This window comes from Geodermatophilus sp. SYSU D01119, from assembly GCF_054049975.1.
Window position 1 is genome coordinate 71,645 of the sequence record NZ_JBJGYL010000003.1, and the last position, 21,956, is coordinate 93,600.

The window sequence follows — 21,956 nt, forward strand, 5'->3', positions numbered from 1 at the left end:
GGAAGATCTTCCGGGCGACCTGTCGATCTGGTGCGGTGCTGCGTGTCGGAGAGGTGGAGGGCCCGAGAGGCGGGCTCCCGGAGCGCAGGAGGCGCAGATGAGCCGCTACATGATCCTGATCTACGAGGACGAGGCGTCCTACGCGACGGCGACCCCCGAGGTCATGGGCGAGATCATGCAGGAGCACGACCGCTTCTCCGCCGGCGTCGAGCAACTCGGCGCGAAGCTCGTCGGGGGCGAGGCGCTGGAGCCCACGCCCACCGCCACGAGCGTCCGCGGCGGCGACGTCACCGACGGGCCGTTCGTGGAGACCAAGGAGGCGCTCGGCGGCTACTACGTCATCGACGCCCCCGACCTCGACACCGCGCTCGCCGTGGCCCGCACGGTGCCGGCCCGCTTCGGCGGCGTCGAGGTCCGGCCCGTCATGGTGTTCGACTGAGCCGACCGGACATGACCGCCGACCCGGACGCCGGCCCCGACGCCGTCGCCGCCGCGGTCGCCGACGCGCACCGTCGAGAGTGGGCCTTCGTGCTCGCCGCGACGGTGCGCGTCACCCGCGACCTCGACGTCGCCGAGGAGTGCGTGCAGGAGGCCTTCGCCGCCGCGCTCACCGAGTGGCGCGCGGCCGGGGTGCCCGCGCGGCCGGGCGGCTGGCTCACCACCGTGGCCCGCCGCCGGGCGCTCAACGTGCTGCGGCACTCCGGCGTCGAGCGCCGGCACCTGCCGCTGCTGGTCGAGGACCGTGACGGTGAGCCCGTCGCCCCCGACCCCCGCGACGACGGCGCGCACGGCTACCCCGACGACCGGCTGCGGCTCGTCGTCACCTGCTGCCACCCCGCGCTCGACCGGCCGGCCCAGGTGGCGCTGACGCTGCGCCTGCTGTGCGGCCTCACCACCGCCGAGGTGGCCCGCGCCTTCCTGGTCAGCGAGCCGACGATGGCCGCCCGGCTCACCCGCGCCAAGAAGAAGATCGCCGTCGCCCGCATCCCCTACCGGGTGCCCGCACCGGCCGAGCTGCCCGCCCGGGTCGACGCCGTCCTGGCCGTGGTGCACCTGCTCTTCACCACCGGGCACACCGTCCCGGCCGGCGAGGAGCTGGTCCGCCGCGACCTGGTCGAGCGCGCGCTGCAGCTGTGTCGCATGCTGCGCGGCCTGCTGCCGGGGGACCCGGCGGTCGCGGGCCTGCTGGCGCTGCTGCTGCTCACCGACGCCCGCCGGGACACCCGCACCGCCGACGACGGCCGGCTGCTGCTGCTCGAGGAGCAGGACCGGGCGCGGTGGGACGCCGCGGCGATCGCCGAGGGCGTGGCGCTGGTGCGCGAGGCGCTGCGGTCCCGCCCGCCGTCGCGGTACGCGCTGCAGGCCGCGATCGCCGCGGTGCACGCCGAGGCGCCCACCTGGGCCGACACCGACTGGCGCGAGATCGTCGCGCTGTACGGCGTGCTCACCTCGGTGTGGCCCTCGCCGGTGGTGGCGCTCAACCGCGCCGTCGCCGTCGGCTTCGCGTCCGGGCCGGCGGCCGGGCTCGCCGCGCTCGACGCGCTGGCCGCCGAGCCGCAGCTCGCCGGCTACGGGTACCTGCCCGCTGCCCGCGCCGACCTGCTCCGCCGCCTCGGCCGGGTCGCCGAGGCGCGGGAGGCCTACGGGGAGGCGCTGCTGCTCACCGGCAACGCCGTCGAGCGGGACTTCCTCGCCCGGCGGCTGGCCGACCTGGGCTGAGCGGGCCGGGCTGAGCGGGCCCGCGCTCAGCCGAGGACCGTGCGCTCCAGGTAGGCGTTGCGGAACGCGCCGCGCGGGTCGAGGCGGCCCACCAGGTCGCGGAAGTCGCCCATCCGCGGGTACTGCTCCGCGATCTCGGCGGCGCCGGTGGTGAACAGCTTCCCCCAGTGCGGGCGGGCGCCGAACGGGCGCAGCGCCGCCTCGATCTCCGGCAGCAGCGCGGTGACGGCCGGCTCGTCGGGCAGCCAGGTGAAGTGCAGCGCGAGCACGTCACCGCCGGTGGCCGGGCTCAGCCAGAGGTCGTCGCCGGCGATCGTGCGGATCTCGCTGACCTGCAGCAGTGGCGCGATCCGGTCGGCGAGCGCGCGCATCGCCTCGCAGGCGGCCCGCCCGTGCCCGGCGGGCACGAAGTACTCGCTCTGCAGCTCCTCGCCGTGGCTCGGGGTGAACTCGGCGCGGAAGTGCGGCAGCCGCTCGTGCCACTCGCCGGGCAGGTCGAGCTGGTCGGTGAGGTTCTCGATGGGGGTGTCGCGCAGCATGTGCGTCGGCTCGGTGGCCGCCCGCGCGCCGAAGAAGTCCTCGGGAGCGGCGGCGTCGAGCTCGTCGGTGCGCGACTTGACCCAGACCGAGGTGACCCGGTGCCAGTCGGTGAACACGCTGACGCTGTAGGCGGCGCCGGTGACCCCGGGCAGGTCGGCGAACAGCCGGTCCCAGGTGAGGTCGAGGTAGACGTTGGTGCGCACGGAGAAGGTCGGCTGGAAGCGCAGCGCCACCCGGGTGACCACGCCCAGCGCGCCGAGGTGCACCACCGCGCCCGGCAGGTCGGGGGAGTCCTCGCCCAGGACGACGACCTCGCCGTCGGAGCGCACCAGCTCCAGCCCCGCGACCGAGGTGGCCAGGGACCCGTTGCGGCTGCCCGAGCCGTGGGTGCCGGTGGCGGTGGCCCCGGCGATCGTGATGTGCGGCAGCGAGGCCAGGTTGTGCAGCGCCCGCCCGTGCCGGGCGAGCTCGGGCACCAGCCGGCTGTAGGGCATGCCGCCGGGCACCCACAGGACGCCGGAGCCGTCCGGCTCGGCCCGCCCGAGCTCGACGTGGACGTCGAGGTCGTCGAGCAGGACCAGGTCGGCGTCGGTGTCGGCGATGTCGTTGAAGCAGTGCCGGGAGCCCAGCGCCTTCACCCGCTCCGCGCCGGCGACGACGTCCTGCAGCTCGGCGAGCGTGCGCGGCCGGTGCACCCGGGCGGCGCGGTAGGTGAGGTTGCCCGCCCAGTTGCGCAGCGGGGTGTCGAGGGCGGTCACCGGACTCCGATCGGGGTGAGGACGCCGGCCTGCTCGAGCAGGCCGGTCAGGGCGCGGCCGTCGCCGGCGCGCACGACGGGGACGTCGCCGGCACGCTCCCCGGTCTCCGGCGAGGGGGTGCCGGCGGGGGCCGTGGTGCGCAGCGCGATGGCGACGACCCGGCCGGGGTGCGCGGTGGCGAAGTCGCGGTAGATCTCGGGGTCGTGCTCGCCGTCGTCGCCGACGAGGAACCACCGCACGCCCGGCAGGTCGGCGGCCACCCGCTCCAGGGAGCCGCGCTTGTGCGCCCGGCCGCTGCGGAACCACGCGCGCGGGCGGATGCCCCAGTCGGTGAGCAGCAGGGCCCCGGCGGGGAAGCCGTGGCGCTCGAGGAAGGCGGTGATGGCGCCCGCCAGGTTCCAGGGCCCGTTGCTCAGGTAGACGACGGGGGAGTCGGGGTGCTCGCGCGCGATCCGGGTGAGCAGGGCGGCCATCCCGGCGACCGGGCGGCGGGTGGCGCTGTTGCCGGCGAAGGTGCGCCAGGCCGCGCGCAGGGGGTGCCGGATGCCGGTGATCCAGACGGTGTCGTCGATGTCGCACACGATCCCACGGCCGGCGTCGGGGGCGGCGACGTGCACGTGGGCGGCCACCGGCGGGCGCCCGCCCACGTGCAGCAACGCGTCGGCGCGTCCGGGCGGCAGGACCGCGGGCAGGGTCAGGTCGAGCAGGCCGGCCTCGTCGGCGCGGGCGCGCACCCGGCTGCCGGCGAGCTCGACGTCGATCTCGCCGAAGGGCTGCTCGAGGGTGAGCAGGCGCCGCCAGCCGGGCAGGTCCCGCCGGGCCTCGGGCGCGGTGCGGGCCGGGGCGAGCAGCAGCCGCCCGCGCACCCGCGCCCGGCCGCCGGCGGCGTAGCCGGGGTAGCCGAGCGCCGTCGTCGTCCAGCCGCGGTCGCGGGCGTACGCCGACGCCGCCCGGTTGGCGCGCAGCTTGGCCGCGTGCAGGGCCGCGACCAGCCGCCCGGAGGGGCTGCCGGGGGCGGTCACCGGCCGAGGTGGGCGCGCAGCGCGGCGACCACCATGCGGTGGTCCTCCAGCTGCGGCAGCCCCGACACGACGACGACCCCGACCGGGCCGACCCCGCGGACGACGAGCGGCACGGCGCCGCCGTGCGCGGCGTACAGCCGCAGGTCCAGGCCCGAGGACTCCTCGAACGTGGTGCCGCGCTCGACCCAGGTCTGCCGGACGTACAGCGAGCTGTGCCCGAAGCGGTGCACCACCCGGGCCTTGCGCTCGATCCAGTCGGCGTTGTCCGGCGTCGCGCCGGTCAGCGCGGCGGAGAACAGCCGGTGCCCGTTGCGGGCGATCTCGACGGCGACCGGCGCGCCCGCGCGGCGGGCCGTGGCCACCAGTGCCGACCCGAGCTCCCAGGCGTCGTCGTTGGTGAACCGGTCGAGCTGCAGCTCGTCCTCCTCCGCCGCGAGCTCGGCGACGGTCGGGAAGCCGCTCACGCCCCGGCCCCGCCGACGACGACGTCCCACGGCCGTACCGACCAGGAGGTCACCAGGCCCCGCAGCACGTACGGGTCGCTCCCGGCGAAGCGCTCGACGGTCTCCCGGTCGGCGTCCCACACGAGCAGGGCCCGGTCGTAGGGGTCCGGCAGGGCGCCGGCCAGCAGGAGCTCGCCGCGCTCGTGGGCCGCCCGGGCCAGCGCGAGGTGCTCCTCGCGCAGCGCTGCCCGGCGTTCCAGGTAGTCGTCGGCCAGGGTGTACTCGAGCAGCAGGTGCATGCCGCCACTCTCACACGGCTCAGGCGGACAGGGCGCTCCCACCGCCCGGCGCGAGCCCGGCGGTCAGCTCGGTGGCGAGCTCGGTGGCCAGCTCGTCCAGCGGCAGGCCGACGGCGCCGGCGAGCGCGGCCACGGTGAAGAACGCCGGGGTGGGCACCCGGCCGGACTCGATCTTGCGCAGCGCCTCCAGGCTCACCCCGGACGCCGCCGCGATCTCGGCCGGCGAGCGGGTGCCGCGGGCGGCGCGCAGCAGGGCGCCCAGCCGGCGGCCGCGCTCGCGCTCCTGCGGGCTCAGCGGGGGGCGCACCATGGCGTGATACTAATACCGGGATAGTCATACCGGCCGCTGCCGGTCCCGGACGGAGGAGAGAACCGTGATCGAGCTGCGCACCCCCGGCGAGCTGGAGGCGATGCGCGCCGCGGGCGCGGTGGTCGCCGACATGCTCGCCGCCGTCCGGGCCACGGCCGTCCCCGGCGTCCGCCTCACCCAGCTCGACCAGGTGGCCCGCGACGTGCTCGCCGACGCGGGCGCCACGTCCCCGTTCCTCGGCTACGCGCCGCTGCCGACCACCCCGCCGTTCCCCGGCGTGGTCTGCCTGTCGGTCAACGACGTCGCGCTGCACGGCATCCCGACGACGCTGCCGCTGGAGGACGGAGACCTGCTCGGCGTGGACGCCGGCGCCACCCTCGACGGCTGGGTCGGCGACGCGGCGGTCACCTTCCCCGTGGGCACGCCCCGGCCGGAGGACCTGGCGCTGGTCGCCACGGCGCAGCGGGCGCTGGCCGCCGGGATCGCCGCGGCGGTCGTGGGCAACCGGGTCGGCGACGTCTCGGCCGCCATCGGTGCCGTCGGGCGGGCCGGCGGCGTCGGCATCAACACCGACCAGGGCGGGCACGGCGTCGGGCGGACCATGCACGAGGCGCCGCACGTGCCCAACGAGGGCCGCGCCGGGCGAGGGGTCAGGCTCGCGGCCGGGCTGGTCATCGCCATCGAGCCGTGGTTCCTCGGCGGCGGCAGCGACGACTACCGGGTCGACGCCGACGGCTGGACGCTGCGCAGCGCCGACGGCAGCCGGGCCGCGCACGTGGAGCACACGGTCGCGGTCACCGAGGACGGCCCGCGCATCCTCACCGCTCCCCGCTGACCCGCTCCGGACCCGCCCCGGCTCAGGGCCGCCGCCGCAGCTCCCGCCACAGCCAGGCGGCCAGCGCGGCCGGGACGACGGCGAAGGCCGACACGGCGGCGACGTCGCCGATGCCCGCGCCGACCCAGGCGAGCAGCAGCGGGGTGCCGAACCCGGCGTAGGCGAAGGCGTAGAAGGCGCTGTTCATCGCCCCGCGGGTCTGCGGCGGGGCGAGCCGGGCGGTCAGCGTCAGCCCGGCGGTCAGGCACAGGCCGGCGCCCGCGCCGAGCAGCACCGACGCCGGCAGCAGCAGCGGCTCGGACCGGGTGACGATCGCCAGCACGCTCACCGCGAGGCCGGCCGAGCCCATCGCCATGCCCAGCGGCCCGCCGCGCGCGACCCCGCGGCCCACCCGGGCGGCCACCGCGCTCGCGCCCAGTGCCAGCCCGCCGATCAGCCCGGCGTAGGCCGGCCCGACGCCGCCGGGCACCACCAGCAGCGGCAGCAGGGTGGCCGCGACCGCGGGGAAGGCGAACACCCCGACGGCGGTCGGGGCGAGCAGCGCGCGGAAGGGCCGGCGCGCCTCCGGCGGCAGGCCGAGGGTCATCAGCCGGCCGGGGCGGCGCTCGGTCACCGTCTCCGGCACGGTGAGCAGCGCGACCAGGCCGACGGCGACCACGGCCACGTGCACCAGGTAGGGCAGCGTCGTCGGGGCGGGGCCGTACTGGGCGAGCACGCCGCTCATCGCCGGGGCGATCGCGAAGCCCAGCGACGTCGACACCGCACCCCGGGTCGCCGCCGACTGCTGCCCCTCCGGCCCGGCGAGCTCCTGCAGCCAGGCGTTGGCCACGGAGAACACCACGCCCGAGACCACGCCCTGCAGCAGCCGGGCGAGGTAGAGCAGCGGCAGGTGCCCGGCGGCGGGGAGGAACAGCAGCGACACCAGCCCGGCGACGACCGCGAACGGCAGCACCAGCGCCCGCCGCCCGAAGCGGTCCGACGCCGCGCCGGAGACGGTCAGCGCGGCGATGAGACCGATCGCGTAGCAGCCGAAGACGGCGGTCAGGTCGGCGTCGGACAGGCCGAGCGTGCGGCGGTAGACCAGCAGCAGCGGGGTGGGGATGTTGGTGCCGAGGGCGACGGTGAACAGGCCGAAGGTGAGGGCGTCGAGTCGGCGCCGGGTGTCCCGCCGCGACCCGGCCCGCTGCGTCGCGGGGTCCGGCACCCGGCGGACGCTACCGCGCTCCCCGCCGTCCGGGAGGTGTGCCGCCCCGCGGCGGGGTAGTCGCAGTCGGAGGGGCCGTCCGGCCCGGTCGGGAGGTGGGTCCGTGCGGCTGCTGGTGCTCGGCGGGGGCGGCTTCCTGGGGGCCGCGGTGGTCGACGCCGCCGTGGCGGCGGGCGACTCCGTGACGGTGTTCTCGCGGTCGGGCCGCCCGCAGGCCGACGGTGTCGAGGTGCTCACCGGCGACCGCCGCGGCGACCTCGGCGCGCTCGCGGGCCGGCGGTGGGACGCCGTCCTCGACACCTTCCGCGACGACGAGCCCGGCGCGCCCGCGGTCGCCACGACGGCCCGGCTGCTGTCGGGGGCGGTGGGCGCCTACGGCTACGTGTCCGGGATGGGCGTCCACGCCCCCGACGGGCCGGCCGCGCCGGACGAGACCGCGCCCGTGCGCGCCGCCGGTGAGCAGCCCGACGACGCCCCGCTGCAGGCGCGCTCGCTGGCGGAGCTGGCGGCCGAGCGGGCGCTGGCCGAGCACTTCGACGGGCCGGTGCTCGTCCCGCGGGTGGGCGTCGTGGTCGGGCCGCGCGACCCCTCCGACCGGTTCACCTGGTGGCCGGTGCGGCTGGCCGGGGCGCTGGCCGGCCGGCGCGACCGGCGGGTCTGTGTGCCCGGCGACCCGGCCCGGCCGGTGCAGTTCTCCGACGTCCGCGACGTCGCGGGCTTCGTCGCGGCGATGCTGCGCGCCGGCCGCGGCGGGGTCTTCGACACCGTCGGCCCCGGCCGGCGGCAGACGCTGGCCGGCGTGCTCGACGCCTGCCTCGCCGCGGCCGGCGGGAGCCCCGGCGACGTGGAGTTCGTGCCGGTCGGGGAGGAGGCGCTGCGCCGGGGCCTGGCCGACGTCGGGAGAGAGCGGCGCCCGCTCTGGTACCCGGAGGACCAGATCCCGCAGGAGGCCGTCGACTCCTCCGCCGCGCTGGCCGCGGGCCTGGCCTTCCGGCCCGTGGAGGACACCGCCCGCGACACCCTCCGCTGGGTGCGCCGGGACCGCGGCACCTGGCCGGACCTCGACGTGGGGCTCGACGCCGACCGGGAGCGTGCGCTGCTCGCCGCGGGCTGACCCCCGGTGCCCGGCCGCTGCCAGGATGGGCCGGCGACGGAAGGAGGGACCCGTGTCCCTGCACCGGCACTACCCGCCCGACCTCTACCGCGGCACCACCGGGGAGGCCAGCGCCTGGGTGCGGCCCGCGGACCGCCCGCCCGACACCGTCTCCGCGGCCGGGGTGACGTGCGAGTTCCTGGCCACCGGCGAACAGACGGCCGGCCGGTTCGGCCTCTACCGGTGGACCTTCGGCGAGGAGCCGTCCGGGCCGGGGCCGCACTTCCACCGGTCGATCTCCGAGCAGTTCTACGTCCTGTCCGGCTCGGTGGAGGTCTTCGACGGCCGGTCGTGGGGAACCGCCGGGCCCGGCGACTTCCTCTACGTGCCGGAGGGCGGGGTGCACGGGTTCCGCGGCGGGGGCCGCGCGTCGATGCTGCTCATGTTCGCGCCGGGCGGCCCCCGCGAGGAGTACTTCGAGACGCTCGCCCGCGGGGAGCGGATGACGCCGGAGGAGCGGGCGGAGTTCATGCTGCGGCACGACACGTACTGGGTGTGACGCGCGGCCGGCCCGGGCGGTGCGGCCCGGGCCGGCCGGCACTCAGCGGTGCAGCAGCTCGCCGAAGCGGGCGCAGCTCTCCTCGATCGCGGCCTGCGCGGCGGGGGAGAAGGCGCCCATGTCGAAGAAGCCGTGGATCATCCCGTCGTAGCGCAGCACGTGCGCGGTGCCGCCCGCGGCCTGCAGCGCTCTCCCGTACGCCTCGCCCTCGTCGCGCAGCGGGTCGTACTCCGCCGTGACCACGACCGCCGGCGGCAGACCGGAGAGGTCCGCGGAGTGGAGGGGCGACATCCGGGCGTCCCTCGCGTCCTCCCACGCGCCGCGGTAGTGGCCGTAGAACCAGTCCATCGTGTCCTTCTCGAGGAAGTACCCCTTCGCGTTCTCCACGCGCGAGGGGTACTCGCCCTCGGCGTCGACGGCCGGGTAGATGAGCAACTGGCCGAGCAGCGGCGTCCCGTCGTCGCGCAGCGCCTGGGCGACGACGGCGGCCAGGTTGCCCCCGGCGCTGTCGCCGGCGACGGCGAGGCGCTGGTCGCCGCCGAACTCGTCGAGGTGCTGGGCCACCCACCGGGCGGAGGCGACGGCGTCCTCGGCGGCGGCCGGGAAGGGGTGCTCCGGCGCGAGCCGGTAGTCGACCGCGACCACGACGGCCCGGGAGTGCCGGCAGACGTTGCGGGCCATGTCGTCGTGGGTGTCGAGGTCGCCGATCACCCAGCCGCCGCCGTGCAGGAAGACGACGGTCGGCAGCGGGCCGTCGGCGCCCTCGGGCCGGTACACGCGGGCGGGCAGGTCGCCCTCGGCGCCGGGCACGGTGCGGTCCTCGACGGCGCCCACCGGCACGGCGGTCTCCGGTGTGCGGGCGTCGCGGGTGAGCGAGAGGTAGTAGGCGCGCCCGGCCTCGGGCGTGCCCGCGGACAGCGGCGGGGCGCCGGACTGCTCGAGCATCGTGAGCAGGGCGGCGATGGACGGGTCGACCGGCACGGGTGTCCTCCTGGATCGGGGCGTCGGGGCGGGCTCAGCGGTAGACGAGCGAGCCGTCGTCGAGGTCGGCCTTCGGCAGCGCCTCGCACTCCTGCGCGTGCTCGAGCATGTGGGTCCACGGCTCGCGGTCGCCCTGCCGGAAGAGCAGGTGCTGCGAGCGCAGGACGTAGCCGGCGTTGAAGTTCTCCGGGTCCGACCACGGCTTGAGCGCCATGCCGGCGTCCTCGGGCCGCAGCTCCGGGACGACGGTGCGCGCGCCCTTCTCCGCCATGCGCTCGAACACCCGGCTGACCAGGTCGCAGACCAGGTCGACCCGCAGCGTCCAGCTGTGCCGGAAGTAGCCGAAGACGTAGGCCATGTTGGGGACGCCGCTGATCATCACGCCGCGCCAGGTGACCCGCTCCGGGAACTCGACCGGCTCGCCGTCCACGGTGAAGGCGACGTCGCCGAACGCCGACAGGTTGAACCCGGTAGCGGTCACCACGACGTCGGCCTCGAGCTCCTCGCCGGAGGAGACGCGGATGCCCTTCTCGGTGAAGGTCTCGATGGTGTCGGTGACGATCGACGCCTTCCCCTCCTGCAGCGCCGTGAACAGGTCCCCGTCGGGGACGATGGCGATCCGCTGCTGCCAGGGCCGGTACCGGGGTGTGAGGTGCTTCTCGACGTCGAAGCCCTCGGGCAGGAGCGGCTTCACCGACTCCATCAGGAAGGCGTGCAGCTCGTCGGGCGCCTCGTGGGCGAGGCGCGCCAGCTCGTCGGTCTGGGCGGTGTAGGCGCGGCGGAGGATCTCGTGCGTCCAGTCCTCCGGGATGTCGAGGGCGCGGAGGGTCACCGCCAGCTCGTGCGTCAGCGGCAGCGCCAGGAAGTAGGACGGCGAGCGCTGCAGCATCGTCACGTGCGCGGCGTCCTGCGCGATGGCGGGGATGAGCGTGGCCGCCGTCGACCCGGAGCCGATGACGACGACCCGCTTGCCGGTGAGGTCCAGGTCCTCGGGCCAGGACTGCGGGTGCACCAGCACGCCGGCGTAGTCGTCGAGGCCGGGCCAGTCGGGGCGGTGGGGCTCGGCGTGGTTGTAGTAGCCCTGGCACATCCAGAGGAAGTCGGTGGTCATCCGCACCGTCTCCCCGGTGTCCTCACGGCTCACCTCGACGGTCCACCGGGCGTCCTCGCCCGACCAGGACGCGGCGGTCACCCGGTGCCGGTAGCGGATGTGCGGGGCGAGGCCGTCCTCCTCGATGACCTCGTCGAGGTAGGCGAGGATCTCCCCGCCCGCGGCGATCGAGGGGCCGCGCCAGGGCTTGTGCCGGTAGCCGTAGGTGAACAGGTCGCTGTCGGAGCGCACGCCGGGGTAGCGGTGGGTCCACCAGGTGCCGCCCCGCGCGTCCTGGGCGTCCAGGAGCACGAAGCTGCGGTCGGGGAACCGCTCGCGCAGGGTGTGCGCGGCCCCGATCCCGGAGACCCCGGCACCCACGATCAGGACGTCGACGTGCTCGACGTCCTCACGCGTGGGCTGCGGGGCCTCCAGGGTCGCCGTTCCGGTCGTCGTGGTCATCGGACCTCCCCCAGGAGCTGTGATCCAGCTCACCCAACCTAGCGAGAGTTCCCGTCGGGGTTCCAGCGAGGGGCGGGCGGGCGGCCGCGCGCGCCGCGACGAGCAGCCGGGCGCGTCGTGACAGGCGCCGGGGGAGCGGCGGCCGGGCCTCGGCGGCGAGCTGGCGGGCGGCGACGACCGACGCCGGCTCGCCGGTGTCCCCGCTCACCGGGAGGCCCGGCCGAGGTCGAGCGGCAGCGCGTCCAGGCCGTGCACGAACGACAGCCGGCGGAAGGCCAGCCGCTCCGGTGGCACCGCGAGCGCGAGGCCGGAGAAGCGCCGCAGCAGCGCCGGCAGCACGGTGGTGAGCTCGAGGCGGGCGAGCTCGGCGCCCACGCAGCGGTGGATGCCGTGCCCGAAGGCCAGGTGTCCGCCGCGGGTCGCGCGGTGCGGGTCGAGGCGGTCCGGGTCGTCGCCCGCCCAGTGCGGGTCGCGGCCGGCGGCGGCGAGGGAGACCAGGACGACGTCGCCCGGCGCCACCGCCGTGTCCCCGACGACCGTGGGCCGGCGGGCGAAGCGCGGGAAGGCCACCGACACGGCCGCGATCAGCCGCAGCAGCTCCTCGACGACCGCCGCGACGTCCGCCGGGGAGCCCTCGCGGACCAGCGCGGCCGCGGCGGGGTCGCGCAGCAGCACGAGGGTGCCGAGGGCGATGGTCGACGCCGTCGTCTCGAAGCCGCCGGTGACCAGCCCGTCGGCGAGGCCGGCCAGCTCGTCGTCCGGGATCGCCTCGCCCTCCTCCCGCACGATCCGGCCGATGAGCCCGTCGCCGGGGGAGCGCCGCTGGGCGGCGACCGCCTCGGCGAGCAGCCGCCGCTGGGCCGACACCGCGCCGAAGGCGCCGGCCGGCCCGCCGGTGGCGTCGAACCGGCGGGTGGCCAGGCGGGCGAGCACCTGCTCGTCGGCGCCCTCGAGGCCGAGCAGGCCGGCGATCACCTGCATGGGGACGGGGGTGGCGACGTGCCGGACGAGGTCGGCGGGGGACCCGGCGGCCTCCAGCGCGTCGAGCGCCCGGTCGACGGTGTCCTCGACTCCCGGCACCAGCCGCTGCAGGCGGGCGCGGGTGAACTCGGGGGCGACGAGGCGGCGCAGCCGGGTGTGGTCGGGCGGGTCGGTGAACCCCAGCCCGCCGACGTCGCCGCCGGTGACCGGGCCGTCTCCGCTGAAGAGGTGGCGGACGTCGGTGCTGTACCCGTCGGCGTCGGCGAGCACGGCGCGGGCCTCGGCGGCGCCGGTCACCAGGTGCACGGCGACGTCGAGGGGCAGCTCGAGCCGGTGCACGGGGCCGCGCGACGCGAGGGCGGTGAGCGCGGGTGCGGGGCCGACGCCGTCGCGGCGCAGCGGCACGGTCGCGGCGCGCGGCAGCACCCGCAGGGTCGCCAGGTCGATGCCGCGCCGGCGCACCCGGCGGGCCAGCAGCGCGCCCAGCCACCGGCGCACCCGCCGGGGGCGCGCCGGAGGCGGCGCGGGCGCCCGGTCCTCGGGACGGGGGCACTCGGGGAGGACCAGCTCGGCAGTGCTCATTCCGCCTTCTCTCACGTCCGCGGCTCTCGGGGACCCGAGCCTCCCGACGGCACCCGCCGCCCGACATCAGGTGGAACCCCCGAACCGGCCCCCGTCTCCGCCGCGGCCGGGTGGGGGACTCCCCCGAGGACCCCCGCCGGCGAGGTGCGCCGCCCGCGTGCGTGTGGCTTCCTGGGCGGGTGGAACTGCGCACGCTGGGCCGCAGCGGCTGTGCCGTCTCGGTCCTCGCCCTGGGCACGATGACCTTCGGCGCCGAGACCGACGAGGCCGGCGCACACGAGCAGCTCGACGTGTTCACCGAGGCCGGCGGCACGCTCGTCGACACCGCCGACGTCTACTCGGCCGGCGCCTCGGAGGAGATCGTCGGGCGCTGGCTGGCCGCCCGCCCCGGCGTGCGCGACCGCGTCGTGCTCGCCACCAAGGGCCGCTTCCCCATGGGCGAGGACGCCAACGCGCTGGGGAACTCCCGGCGCCACCTGCGGCGGGCGCTCGACGACTCGCTGCGCCGGCTCGGCGTCGACCACGTCGACCTCTACCAGCTGCACGCCTGGGACCCGCTCACGCCGCTGGAGGAGACCCTGCGCTTCCTCGACGACGCGGTCTCCGCCGGCAAGGTCGGCTACCCGGGGCTGTCGAACTTCACCGGCTGGCAGGTCCAGCGCGCCGTCGACGTCGCCGAGCGCGACCACCTCGCCGTCCCGGTCACCCTGCAGCCCTCCTACAGCCTGCTGGTGCGCGGCATCGAGGCCGAGATCGTGCCGGCCTGCCGGTACAACGGGCTGGGCCTGCTGCCGTGGGGCCCGCTGGCCGGCGGCTGGCTGTCGGGCAAGTACACCCGCGACCAGCGGCCGGAGGGCGCCACCCGGCTCGGCGAGGACCCCGGCCGCGGCATGGAGGCCTACGACCGGGTGGCCGCGCGGGCGCGCACCTGGGACGTGCTCGAGGCGGTGCAGGACGTGGCCGAGGCACGCGGCGCGACCATGCCGCAGGTGGCGCTGGCCTGGCTGCTGGCCCGCCCGGCCGTGAGCTCGGTGGTCCTGGGCGCACGCACGACCGACCAGCTGCGCGGCAACCTCGGCGCCGCGGGCCTCGCGCTGTCGGCGGAGGAGACGGCGCGGCTGGACGCCGTCAGCGACCCCGCCGATCCCGACTACCCCTACGGCGAGGTCGGCACGGAGCAGCGCCGCCGGGACCTCGCCGGCTGAGCGTGCGCCGGGCGCTCCGGGCGGCGCTGGCCGTCGCCGTCGTGTGTGCTCTGGTCGTGGGACTGCTCTGGGCCCTCCAGCGGCGGCTGGTGTACCTGCCCGACGACGGCCCGGTTCCCGCGGCGGCCGGCGCCGTCCCCGGCGCCCGCGACGTCGAGCTGGCCACCGCCGACGGGCTGACCCTGGGCGCCTGGTTCGTCCCCGGCCCCGCCGGCGCGGCCACCGTCCTCGTCGCGAGCGGCAACGGCGGTCACCGCGGCCTGCGGGCGCCCCTGGCGCGGGCGCTGTCGTCGGCCGGCCTGGGGGTGCTGCTGTTCGACTACCGCGGCTACGGCGGCAACCCGGGCAGCCCGAGCGAGGAGGGGCTCGCGCGTGACGTCCGGGCTGCCCGGGCCTGGCTGCTCGAGGAGGCCGGCGTGCCCGCGGACCGGCTCCTCTACGTCGGAGAGAGCCTCGGTTGCGGGGTGGTCACCGCGCTGGCGGTGGAGCACCCGCCGGCCGGGCTGGTGCTGCGCTCGCCGTTCACCGACCTCGCCGCCGTCGGCGCCGAGCACTACCCGTTCCTCCCGGTGCGGCAGCTGCTGCGCGACCGCTACCCGGTGGCCGAGCAGGTGGCCCGCGTCCGGGTGCCGACGACGGTGGTGTGGGGCTCGGCCGACACGATCGTGCCGCCGGCGCAGAGCCGGGCGGTGGCCGACGCCGCCGCCTCCCTGCACCGCCGGGTCGAGGTGCCCGGCGCCGACCACAACGACCGGGTGCTGCTCGACGGCGAGGCGCTGGTGGCCGCGGTCGTCGAGCTGGCGGACCTCGCCTCCGGCTGACCGCTGCCGCGGACCTCGGCCCCGGACCTCAGCCCCGGAGGACGGCGGAGAAGGCGCGCAGGTCGCCGGCGAGGAGGTCGGGGACCTCGAGGGCGGCGTAGTGGCCGCCGCGGTCGAACCGGCTCCAGTGCACGATGCGGTCGTTGTCGCGCTCGGCGAACACCCGGATGGTGCGGAAGTCGTCGGCGAAGACGGCCACGCCCATGGACGCGTGGTTGACCGCCGGCGCGGCCTCGGCCCGGGCGTCCTCGAAGTGGTACCGGCCGGCCGAGGCGGAGGTGTTGGTGAACCACTCGAGGCTGACCTCGGTCAGCACCTGCTCCCGGGTGAGCAGGCTGGTGCCGTTGCCGAAGGACAGGAACAGCTCGTTCCACGCCAGCTGCCCGGCGGGGGAGTCCGACAGGGCCGCGGCGACCGTCTGCGGTCGGGAGGCGTTGAGCGCGTTGTAGCCGCCGACCGACTGGAACCACTGCAGGTGCTCGAGCGCGGCGTGGTCCTCGGGCTGCAGCCGCTCGAACTCCGCCGGGTCGCCCGAGGGGAACGAGAACAGCTGGAGCACGTGGCCGCCGAGGAACCCCGGCGGGTCGAGGAGCCCGAGCTCGCGGGTGACGATCGCGCCCAGGTCGCTGCCGTGGGCGAGGTAGCGGTCGTAGCCGAGCCGGCGCACCAGGACGTCGACGGCGCGGGCGACGCGGGCGCTGGTCCAGCCGCGGTCGACCACCGGTGTGCTGAAGCCGAAGCCGGGCAGCGAGGGCACCACCACCGAGAAGGCGTCCTCGGCGCGCCCGCCGTGGGCGACCGGGTCGGTGAGCGGGCCGATCAGGTCGAGGAAGTCGACGAACGAGCCCGGGTAGGAGTGCAGCAGGACCAGCGGGGTGGCGTCCGGCTCGGCCGACGGCACGTGCAGGAAGTGCAGCGGCTGTCCGTCGACCTCGGTGAGGAAGTGGGGGAAGGCGTTCATCCGCGCCTCCTGCGCCCGCCAGTCGAGGGCCTGCCAGGCCTCGATCGCCGGGGCGAGCCAGGAGTTGGGCACGCCGTAGGTCCAGTCGTCGCCCGGGGCGGGCTGCGGCAGGCGGGTACGCGCCAGCCGCGCCTGCAGGTCGTCGACGTCGGCCTGCGCGACGTCGACGCGGAACGGGCGGATCTCGGGGGTGCTGGTCGTCGTCATGCCCGCACGCTAGGAAGGGAACAGGAAGGGGACGTTCCTGATGCGCGAGGGGGTGGGCAGGCGGTGCCGGAGACCGCCGCGCGCCTGCTGGCGCTGCTGTCGCTGCTGCAGGCGCGGCCCACGTGGCCGGGGCCGGAGCTGGCCGGACGCCTGGCGGTGAGCACCCGGACGATCCGCAACGACGTCGAGCGGCTGCGGACGCTCGGGTACCCGATCGAGGCGGTCCGGGGGTCGGGAGGGCACTACCGCCTCGGTGCCGGCGCCACGATGCCGCCGCTGCTCCTCGACGACGAGGAGGCGGTCGCCGTGGCCGTCGGCCTGCGCGCCGCCACCGGGCTCGCCGGGATCGAGGAGAGCGGCGCCCGCGCGCTGGCCAAGCTGGAGCAGGTGCTGCCCGGCCGCCTCCGCCGGAAGGTCACCGCGGTCTCCGCGGCGGTCGCGGCGGGACCGGAGAACACCACCTCGAACGTCGAGGACCCGGTGCTGGACCCCGAGGTCCTCAGCGCCGTGGCGCTCGCGATCCGCGACCGGCACTGGCTCCGCTTCACCGACCGCGGCGAGCCGGTGCTGGTCGAGCCCCACCGGCTGGTGAGCTGGCAGCGCCGCTGGTACCTCGTGGGCCGGGCACCCGACACCGGGCGGTGGGCGGCCCACCGGGTCGACCGGATGCAGCTGCGCCCGCCGACCGGCCGCCGCTTCGACCCGCAGCCCCCGCCCGAGGGCGGCTACACCGACTTCGTCCTGCGCGAGGTCGCCTCGACCGGCTGGGACGTGCACGCGCGGATCACCGTCCACGCCCCGGCGGGGGAGGTCCTGGCCCGCATCAACGCCGCCGTCGGCGTCGTCGAGTCGGTCGACGAGGAGACGTGCGTGCTCGTCACCGGCGCCGACAGCCTGGAGACCGTCGCCGTCTACGTGGGGATGCTGGGGCTGGACTTCACGGTCACCTCGCCGCCGGCGCTCGTCGACCACGTCGCAGGCCTCGCCGACCGCTACGCCCGCGCTGTCGGCCGGCCCTCCCGCCCGCGGCCGGGATGAGCTCACCGGTCCCCGCCGGCGCGCCGTCGGCGGAGACCCCCGGCCACCAGGACCGCGCCGAGGACGGCGGCGACCAGGGGGACGGCGAGGGCCGACCGCAGCGCGTCGAGCTGCGACGCGCCGGTGGCGGCCACCGCGTACGCGGCGCTCACCGCGGACAGCCCGAGCGCGGTCCCGAACTGGACGGCGGTGTAGAGCAGGCCGCTGGCCAGCCCGTGCTCGGCGGGCGCGACGCCCTCGGTGGCCGCCATCGTCAGCGGCCCGTACGCCAGCGAGAACGCCAGGCCGAGCAGGAGGAAGGCGGGCAGCATCGTCAGGTAGGTCCAGTCCGCCCCGAGGGGCAGGAAGAGCGCGTACGCCGCCGCGGCCAGCACGAACCCGCCGAGCAGGACGGGGGACAGCCCGTACCGGCCCACCAGCCGCGGGGTCAGCGTGGGGGACAGGACCGCGTCGATGCCCACGACGAGCATCGCCAGGCCGGTCGCGAGCGGGCTCCAGCCGCGCACCTCCTGCAGGTACAGGGTGACCAGGAACTGGAACCCGGCGAAGGCGCCGAGGAACAGCAGCGCCCCGAGGTCGGTGCGCACCAGACCCGGCGTGCGCAGGATCCCCAGCCGGACCAGCGGGACGCGGGCGCGCCGCTCCACGGCGACGAAGACGGCCAGCAGGAACAGGCCCGCGCCGATCGGCACCAGCGGCCCGGCCTCCCCGTCGCCGGCCCGCTCCAGCCCGACCACGCCCCGGGCGAGCAGCAGCACGGCGGCCGTGACCAGCAGTGCGCCGGCCAGGTCGACCGGCCCGCGCGCGGGGCCGGGACCCCGCCGGGACCCGGCCGTGCCGTCCTCCCGCAGCAGCGGGACGGCGGCCAGCAGGATCGCCCCGGAGAGCAGGACCGGTGCGAAGAAGACCCAGCGCCACCCCACCGAGGTGAGGACGCCGCCGATGACCAGGCCGAGGGTGAACCCGGCGGCCCCCGTGCCGGCGTAGAAGCCGAGGGCTCGTGTCCGCACCGGCCCCTCGGGGAAGCGCCCGGTCACGAGCGCGAGGCCGGCCGGCGTCATGAAGGCCGCGGCGACGCCGGTCGCGAAGCGGGCCAGGAGGAGCACCCAGCCCTCCCCGGCCAGCCCGCCCAGCCCGGAGAAGGCCAGGAAGACCGCGAGCCAGGTCAGGAACACGCGGCGGTGCCCCAGCAGGTCGGCGGTGCGGCCGCCCAGCAGCAGGAAGCCGCCGTAGCCGAGCACGTAGGCACTCACCACGGCGCCCAGCTCCGCGGTCGACAGCCCCAGGTCGGCGCGGATGGCCGGGAGGGCGACGTTGAGCATCGCGACGTCGACCCCCTCCAGGAAGATGGCGCCGCAGACGACGGCGAGCACCCCCCGGTCGCGGGCGGTCATCACGTCCCGGGCGGGAACGGTCATGCGGTCCTCCTGTCGGGAGGGCGGGCGGGCCGCCGTGCGGGAGGGGACCCGGTGCGGCCCGGGGAACGGGCGGCGAGCAGCGCGGCCCGGCCGAGGAGGAGGCCCCAGAGCAGGAACCAGGGGTCCCACAGCAGGACGTGCCAGCGCAGCGCGACGGGATCGGCCGGCGGCGCCCCGGCGAGGCCGAGCAGGGCCGCCGCGCCGGCGCCGGCCTGCAGCGCTCCGTAGGCGGTCAGAAGTGCCCCGGCCGCGAGGGCGGCGCCGGTGACCAGCCGCCGGGGCAGCTGCCGGGCGGGTGGGCGGACCAGGGCCAGCGCCAGGGCGGCGGCGGCCAGCTTCGCGGCGGTCGTCGCGGCGCCGAGGGCCAGGGCCGCCGGTCCGCCCCGCCGGGCCAGCTCCTCCACCGCGCCGCCGACCGTGGACAGCAGCGCGGTGCCGCCCACCGTCCAGTAGGCGCTCGTCCCGGCGGAGCCGAGGGCCAGGGCGGCGGCGCCGTACGCGGGGATCGCCGCCCGCCGGGTCCGGGCGGTCACGGCCGGCGGAGGAACTCGACCACCCGGGAGAACCCGTCGGTGCCGTGGCCGGCGTCGACGGCCCGGCGGGCGAGGTCGCGCAGGACGGCCGGCAGCGCGGGGTCCACGCCGCTGTCCTCGCTCGCGCGGACGACGTGGTCGAGCCCGGCCGCGTCCATCGCCAACTGGTCCTCCTCGCCCGGGTACGCCCCGGCGTCGACGTCACTCGCCAGGCCGGCGAAGGTGGCGGGCAGCAGCGAGACGATCCGCTGCGCGTGCGGCAGGAACTCGACCGCCGACACCCCGTTCGCCGTCGTCATCGCGGCGGCGTGCAGGAACGAGGTCATCCCGGCGAAGAAGACGCCGAGCACCGCCGTGTCGAGCAGGGACGCCAGGCCGGGGTCCTCGCCGAGGTGCTCGGCAGCGCCGAAGGCCTCCAGCCGGGCGCGGTGGCGGTCGAAGACCGCCCGGGGCCCGCTGTAGAGGACCAGCGACCCCGGCGTGCCGATCATCGGCGTCGTCGACGTGATCGCGCCGTGGAGGTGGGCGGTCCCGCGCTCCGTGGCCCACGCCGCGGTGCGGCGCGCCTCCGCGGGCGTCGCCGTCGACAGGTGCACCACGGCCCGCCCCTGCAGCGTGCCGGGGTCGAGGGCGCCGAAGGCCTCCCGGTAGGCCGCGGCGTCGCGCAGGCAGACCACGACCAGTCCCGCGGCGGTCACCGCCTCGTGCAGCGTGCCGGCGACCCGCGCCCCGTCGTCGGCGAGCGGCCACGCCCGGGACGCCGTGCGGTTCCACACGACGGTGGGCGCGCCGGCGCGCAGCAGGGCGCGCGCCAGCGCGGCGCCCATGGGGCCCAGCCCGACGACGGCGACCGGGTCGGCCGCGCGAGGGGACCGCTCGTCGGGTCGGGGGTGGGCTGTCGCGGATGCGGGCATCGGTGGGCCTCCTCGGTCGGGCGGGTGCTCCCCGGTGGCCGCGGCCACCGGGCACGCACGGCAGTCAACCGGCGCACGCTGAGCGCCGACATGGCCTCGACGCTCATCCGGATGTCCGAGCGTCCAACGGGGCTAGGCTCGGGCCGTGGACGCGCTGACGGGCCTGCTGGAGGAGGTGCGGTCGAGCGGCGCGCTGTTCGGGCGCAACGTGGTCAGCCCGCCCTGGTCGGTGCACTTCGCCGAGGAGGCGCCGCTGACCCTCGTGGCGATGCTGCGCGGATCGGGGTGGCTCGTCCCCGGGGACGCCGACCCGGTGCCGCTCGACGAGGGCGGGCTGGCGGTCGTGGTCGGGCGCCGGCCGTTCACCGTCGCCCACGACCGGGACGGGTCCGCACCGCCGCTGTACGTGCTGCTGCCCGGCGACCGCTGCACGACGGCCGACGGCGCCGAGGCCGGCGAGGACCTGCGGCTGGGCGTGCGCACCTGCGGGGCGGACCTCGACGGCCCGACCGTGGTGCTCAGCGGCACCTACCAGGTGCGCGGGCAGGTCTCCGCCCGCCTCGTGCAGGCGCTGCCCCGGGTGCTGGCCGTCGCGCCGACCGGACAGCTGCGGCCGTTGCTCGACCTCACCGAGACGGAGATCGAGCGCGAGGAGCCCGGCCAGCAGGCCGTCCTCGACCGGCTGCTGGACCTGCTGCTGCTGTCGACCCTGCGGGAGTGGTTCGCCCGCCCCGACGTGGAGCCGCCGGCCTGGTACCGGGCGCTCGGCGACCCCGTCGTGGGGCGGGCGCTGCGCCTGCTGCACGCCGCGCCCGCCCGGCCCTGGACGGTGGCGGGGCTGGCCGCGGAGGTCGGGGTGTCCCGCGCGACGCTCGCCCGCCGCTTCGGTGAGCTGGTCGGTGAGCCGCCGATGACCTACCTCACCGGGTGGCGGCTGTGCCTCGCCGCCGACCTGCTGGCCTCCACCGACGACACCGTCCAGGCGGTGGCCAGGCGCGTCGGCTACGAGAGCGCCTTCGGGCTCAGCGTCGCCTTCAAGCGCGTGTACGGCACCCGGCCCAGCCGGCACCGGGCCTCCGCCGGAGCCTGACCTCAGCCCGCCCGGGTGGGCCCGTCGGGCAGCACCGACCCCCGCAGTGCCCCGCCCGCCCAGTGCAGGGGCTGCTCGTCGGGGCGGCGGGGTGCCCACGGGTCCGCGGCGAGGAACACCTCCCACAGGTGCACCTGCGTCCGCCAGTACGCGACCAGGGACCGGCGGACTCTCACGAGGTCCATGCCGCCACGGTGGGCCCCCGCGCCGGACCGGAACAGCCCTCCGCCCGCCGCGGACCGCAACGCGGCTGCCACTCAGCCGGCGCCCGGCTCCTTCGCCAGCCCGCGCAGCAGGAGTCCGGTGAGCTGTTCGTAGGCGGCGGCGTCGTCGAGGCCGGTGCTGGCGGCCACCTGCCGCTGCTGGATGCGCACCATGACGGCGGTGACGACGTCGGCGGCGAAGGCGGCGTCGACCTCGCGGAACGCGCCCTCGGCCACGCCGTCGCGGATGATCCCCTGCACCCGCGCGGCGGCCGCGCGGGTGTTGCGCTCGTAGATCTCCCGGGCCGGCGGGAAGGCGGCGACGTCGTCGTAGAAGCGGGCCGACGCCGGCGCCAGCTCCTCGGCCACCGCCCGCAGGTAGGCGACCAGCCGGTCGGCCGGCGGGCGCGGGGGCGCCAGCGCCGCCTCCACCCGGGCGGTCGCGGCGCGGAAGAAGTGCACGACCGCGACCCGGACCAGCTGCTCCTTGCTGCCGGCCAGCGCGTAGAGGGTGCGCTTGGAGCAGTGCAGCCGGGCGGCGAGGTCGTCGAGGGTGAGCGAGGCGAAGCCCTCGGCGAGCAGCACCTGCACGAGCTGGCCGAGGAGCTCCTCGTGCCGGGCCGCGCCGCGGCGCACCGGCACCCGCTCCTCCACCGACATGCCCTGATCCTCCCGCACCCCCGATCGA

At 77.0% G+C, this 21,956-nt stretch carries 24 protein-coding genes; 9 read left to right on the forward strand and 15 right to left on the reverse strand.

Features of this window, described 5'->3' with window-relative positions:
* Positions 1-97: 97 nt before the first annotated feature.
* Both ACI79X_RS03025 and ACI79X_RS03030 read left to right on the forward strand, forming a co-directional pair.
* The gene (locus ACI79X_RS03025) at positions 98-439 is read left to right on the forward strand and encodes a YciI family protein (RefSeq protein WP_457023929.1); all 342 of its coding nucleotides are present in this window, start codon (positions 98-100) and stop codon (positions 437-439) included.
* Positions 440-450: 11 nt separating this feature from the next.
* Positions 451-1,719 (forward strand): RNA polymerase sigma factor, encoded by a 1,269-nt coding sequence (locus ACI79X_RS03030; RefSeq protein ID WP_457023930.1) that lies wholly within the window; start codon positions 451-453, stop codon positions 1,717-1,719.
* 26 nt (positions 1,720-1,745) lie between these two features.
* Here ACI79X_RS03030 and ACI79X_RS03035 read toward each other — a convergent pair whose 3' ends face one another.
* The 5 genes from ACI79X_RS03035 to ACI79X_RS03055 are packed head-to-tail and all read right to left on the reverse strand — an operon-like array spanning position 1,746 to position 5,091.
* On the reverse strand, positions 1,746-3,017 hold the full coding sequence (locus ACI79X_RS03035; RefSeq protein ID WP_457023931.1) for a D-arabinono-1,4-lactone oxidase: 1,272 nt from the start codon (positions 3,015-3,017) through the stop codon (positions 1,746-1,748).
* Positions 3,014-4,039: an App1 family protein gene (locus ACI79X_RS03040; RefSeq protein ID WP_457023932.1), complete on the reverse strand. Its 1,026-nt coding sequence runs from the start codon at positions 4,037-4,039 to the stop codon at positions 3,014-3,016. Before ACI79X_RS03040 ends, ACI79X_RS03035 begins: the two co-directional genes overlap by 4 nt.
* Positions 4,036-4,503 carry a heme-degrading domain-containing protein gene (locus ACI79X_RS03045; protein ID WP_457023933.1) on the reverse strand — a complete coding sequence of 156 codons (468 nt, stop codon included), beginning with the start codon at positions 4,501-4,503 and terminating at the stop codon, positions 4,036-4,038. Before ACI79X_RS03045 ends, ACI79X_RS03040 begins: the two co-directional genes overlap by 4 nt.
* Positions 4,500-4,781 (reverse strand): YciI-like protein, encoded by a 282-nt coding sequence (locus ACI79X_RS03050; RefSeq protein ID WP_457023934.1) that lies wholly within the window; start codon positions 4,779-4,781, stop codon positions 4,500-4,502. Before ACI79X_RS03050 ends, ACI79X_RS03045 begins: the two co-directional genes overlap by 4 nt.
* Positions 4,782-4,800: 19 nt before the next feature.
* Entirely contained in the window at positions 4,801-5,091 is a 291-nt protein-coding gene (locus tag ACI79X_RS03055; protein ID WP_457023935.1) for a helix-turn-helix domain-containing protein, read from the reverse strand.
* A gap of 64 nt (positions 5,092-5,155) precedes the next feature.
* Between ACI79X_RS03055 and map the strand changes: the two genes are divergently transcribed.
* Positions 5,156-5,926, forward strand: a complete 771-nt coding sequence (gene map / locus ACI79X_RS03060; RefSeq protein ID WP_457023936.1) for a type I methionyl aminopeptidase — start codon at positions 5,156-5,158, stop codon at positions 5,924-5,926.
* Positions 5,927-5,948: 22 nt separating this feature from the next.
* Here map and ACI79X_RS03065 read toward each other — a convergent pair whose 3' ends face one another.
* The gene (locus tag ACI79X_RS03065) at positions 5,949-7,130 is read right to left on the reverse strand and encodes an MFS transporter (RefSeq protein WP_457023937.1); all 1,182 of its coding nucleotides are present in this window, start codon (positions 7,128-7,130) and stop codon (positions 5,949-5,951) included.
* A gap of 103 nt (positions 7,131-7,233) precedes the next feature.
* Between ACI79X_RS03065 and ACI79X_RS03070 the strand changes: the two genes are divergently transcribed.
* Both ACI79X_RS03070 and ACI79X_RS03075 read left to right on the forward strand, forming a co-directional pair.
* Positions 7,234-8,244: a hypothetical protein gene (locus ACI79X_RS03070; protein WP_457023938.1), complete on the forward strand. Its 1,011-nt coding sequence runs from the start codon at positions 7,234-7,236 to the stop codon at positions 8,242-8,244.
* Between the two features lie 52 nt (positions 8,245-8,296).
* Positions 8,297-8,782 (forward strand): cupin domain-containing protein, encoded by a 486-nt coding sequence (locus ACI79X_RS03075; protein ID WP_457023939.1) that lies wholly within the window; start codon positions 8,297-8,299, stop codon positions 8,780-8,782.
* Positions 8,783-8,824: 42 nt separating this feature from the next.
* On the opposite strand, the gene ACI79X_RS03080 is transcribed toward ACI79X_RS03075, so the two are convergent.
* From ACI79X_RS03080 to ACI79X_RS03090, 3 genes are all read right to left on the reverse strand, one after another.
* Entirely contained in the window at positions 8,825-9,763 is a 939-nt protein-coding gene (locus ACI79X_RS03080) for an alpha/beta hydrolase (RefSeq protein ID WP_457023940.1), read from the reverse strand.
* A gap of 34 nt (positions 9,764-9,797) precedes the next feature.
* The gene (locus tag ACI79X_RS03085; RefSeq protein ID WP_457023941.1) at positions 9,798-11,315 is read right to left on the reverse strand and encodes a flavin-containing monooxygenase; all 1,518 of its coding nucleotides are present in this window, start codon (positions 11,313-11,315) and stop codon (positions 9,798-9,800) included.
* Positions 11,316-11,519: 204 nt separating this feature from the next.
* Entirely contained in the window at positions 11,520-12,878 is a 1,359-nt protein-coding gene (locus tag ACI79X_RS03090; RefSeq protein ID WP_457023942.1) for a cytochrome P450, read from the reverse strand.
* Between the two features lie 179 nt (positions 12,879-13,057).
* Between ACI79X_RS03090 and ACI79X_RS03095 the strand changes: the two genes are divergently transcribed.
* Positions 13,058-14,083: an aldo/keto reductase gene (locus ACI79X_RS03095; protein ID WP_457023943.1), complete on the forward strand. Its 1,026-nt coding sequence runs from the start codon at positions 13,058-13,060 to the stop codon at positions 14,081-14,083.
* A gap of 56 nt (positions 14,084-14,139) precedes the next feature.
* Positions 14,140-14,904, forward strand: coding sequence for an alpha/beta hydrolase (locus tag ACI79X_RS03100; protein ID WP_457023944.1), 765 nt, complete (start codon positions 14,140-14,142; stop codon positions 14,902-14,904).
* A 28-nt stretch (positions 14,905-14,932) separates the two neighbouring features.
* Here the strand turns inward: ACI79X_RS03100 and ACI79X_RS03105 are convergent, their stop codons facing one another.
* A complete protein-coding gene (locus ACI79X_RS03105) occupies positions 14,933-16,072 on the reverse strand; it encodes an epoxide hydrolase family protein (protein ID WP_457023945.1) in 1,140 nt (379 codons plus the stop codon).
* 63 nt (positions 16,073-16,135) lie between these two features.
* On the opposite strand from ACI79X_RS03105, the gene ACI79X_RS03110 reads away from it, so the two are divergent.
* Positions 16,136-17,110, forward strand: a complete 975-nt coding sequence (locus ACI79X_RS03110; RefSeq protein ID WP_457023946.1) for a helix-turn-helix transcriptional regulator — start codon at positions 16,136-16,138, stop codon at positions 17,108-17,110.
* A 2-nt stretch (positions 17,111-17,112) separates the two neighbouring features.
* Here ACI79X_RS03110 and ACI79X_RS03115 read toward each other — a convergent pair whose 3' ends face one another.
* From ACI79X_RS03115 to ACI79X_RS03125, 3 genes are read right to left on the reverse strand one after another with little or no spacing between them, the layout of a single operon-like run.
* Entirely contained in the window at positions 17,113-18,528 is a 1,416-nt protein-coding gene (locus tag ACI79X_RS03115; protein WP_457023947.1) for an MFS transporter, read from the reverse strand.
* Positions 18,525-19,061: a DUF3995 domain-containing protein gene (locus tag ACI79X_RS03120; protein ID WP_457023948.1), complete on the reverse strand. Its 537-nt coding sequence runs from the start codon at positions 19,059-19,061 to the stop codon at positions 18,525-18,527. Before ACI79X_RS03120 ends, ACI79X_RS03115 begins: the two co-directional genes overlap by 4 nt.
* Positions 19,058-19,975, reverse strand: coding sequence for an NAD(P)-dependent oxidoreductase (locus tag ACI79X_RS03125; protein ID WP_457023949.1), 918 nt, complete (start codon positions 19,973-19,975; stop codon positions 19,058-19,060). The genes ACI79X_RS03120 and ACI79X_RS03125 overlap by 4 nt, the downstream gene beginning before the upstream one ends.
* Before the next feature lie 145 nt (positions 19,976-20,120).
* On the opposite strand from ACI79X_RS03125, the gene ACI79X_RS03130 reads away from it, so the two are divergent.
* Positions 20,121-21,065 carry an AraC family transcriptional regulator gene (locus ACI79X_RS03130; RefSeq protein ID WP_457023950.1) on the forward strand — a complete coding sequence of 315 codons (945 nt, stop codon included), beginning with the start codon at positions 20,121-20,123 and terminating at the stop codon, positions 21,063-21,065.
* Between the two features lie 2 nt (positions 21,066-21,067).
* Here ACI79X_RS03130 and ACI79X_RS03135 read toward each other — a convergent pair whose 3' ends face one another.
* Together ACI79X_RS03135 and ACI79X_RS03140 are read right to left on the reverse strand one after the other, a co-directional pair.
* Positions 21,068-21,250: a hypothetical protein gene (locus tag ACI79X_RS03135; RefSeq protein ID WP_457023951.1), complete on the reverse strand. Its 183-nt coding sequence runs from the start codon at positions 21,248-21,250 to the stop codon at positions 21,068-21,070.
* A gap of 72 nt (positions 21,251-21,322) precedes the next feature.
* Positions 21,323-21,928, reverse strand: a complete 606-nt coding sequence (locus tag ACI79X_RS03140) for a TetR/AcrR family transcriptional regulator (RefSeq protein WP_457023952.1) — start codon at positions 21,926-21,928, stop codon at positions 21,323-21,325.
* Between the last annotated feature and the right edge of the window lie 28 nt (positions 21,929-21,956).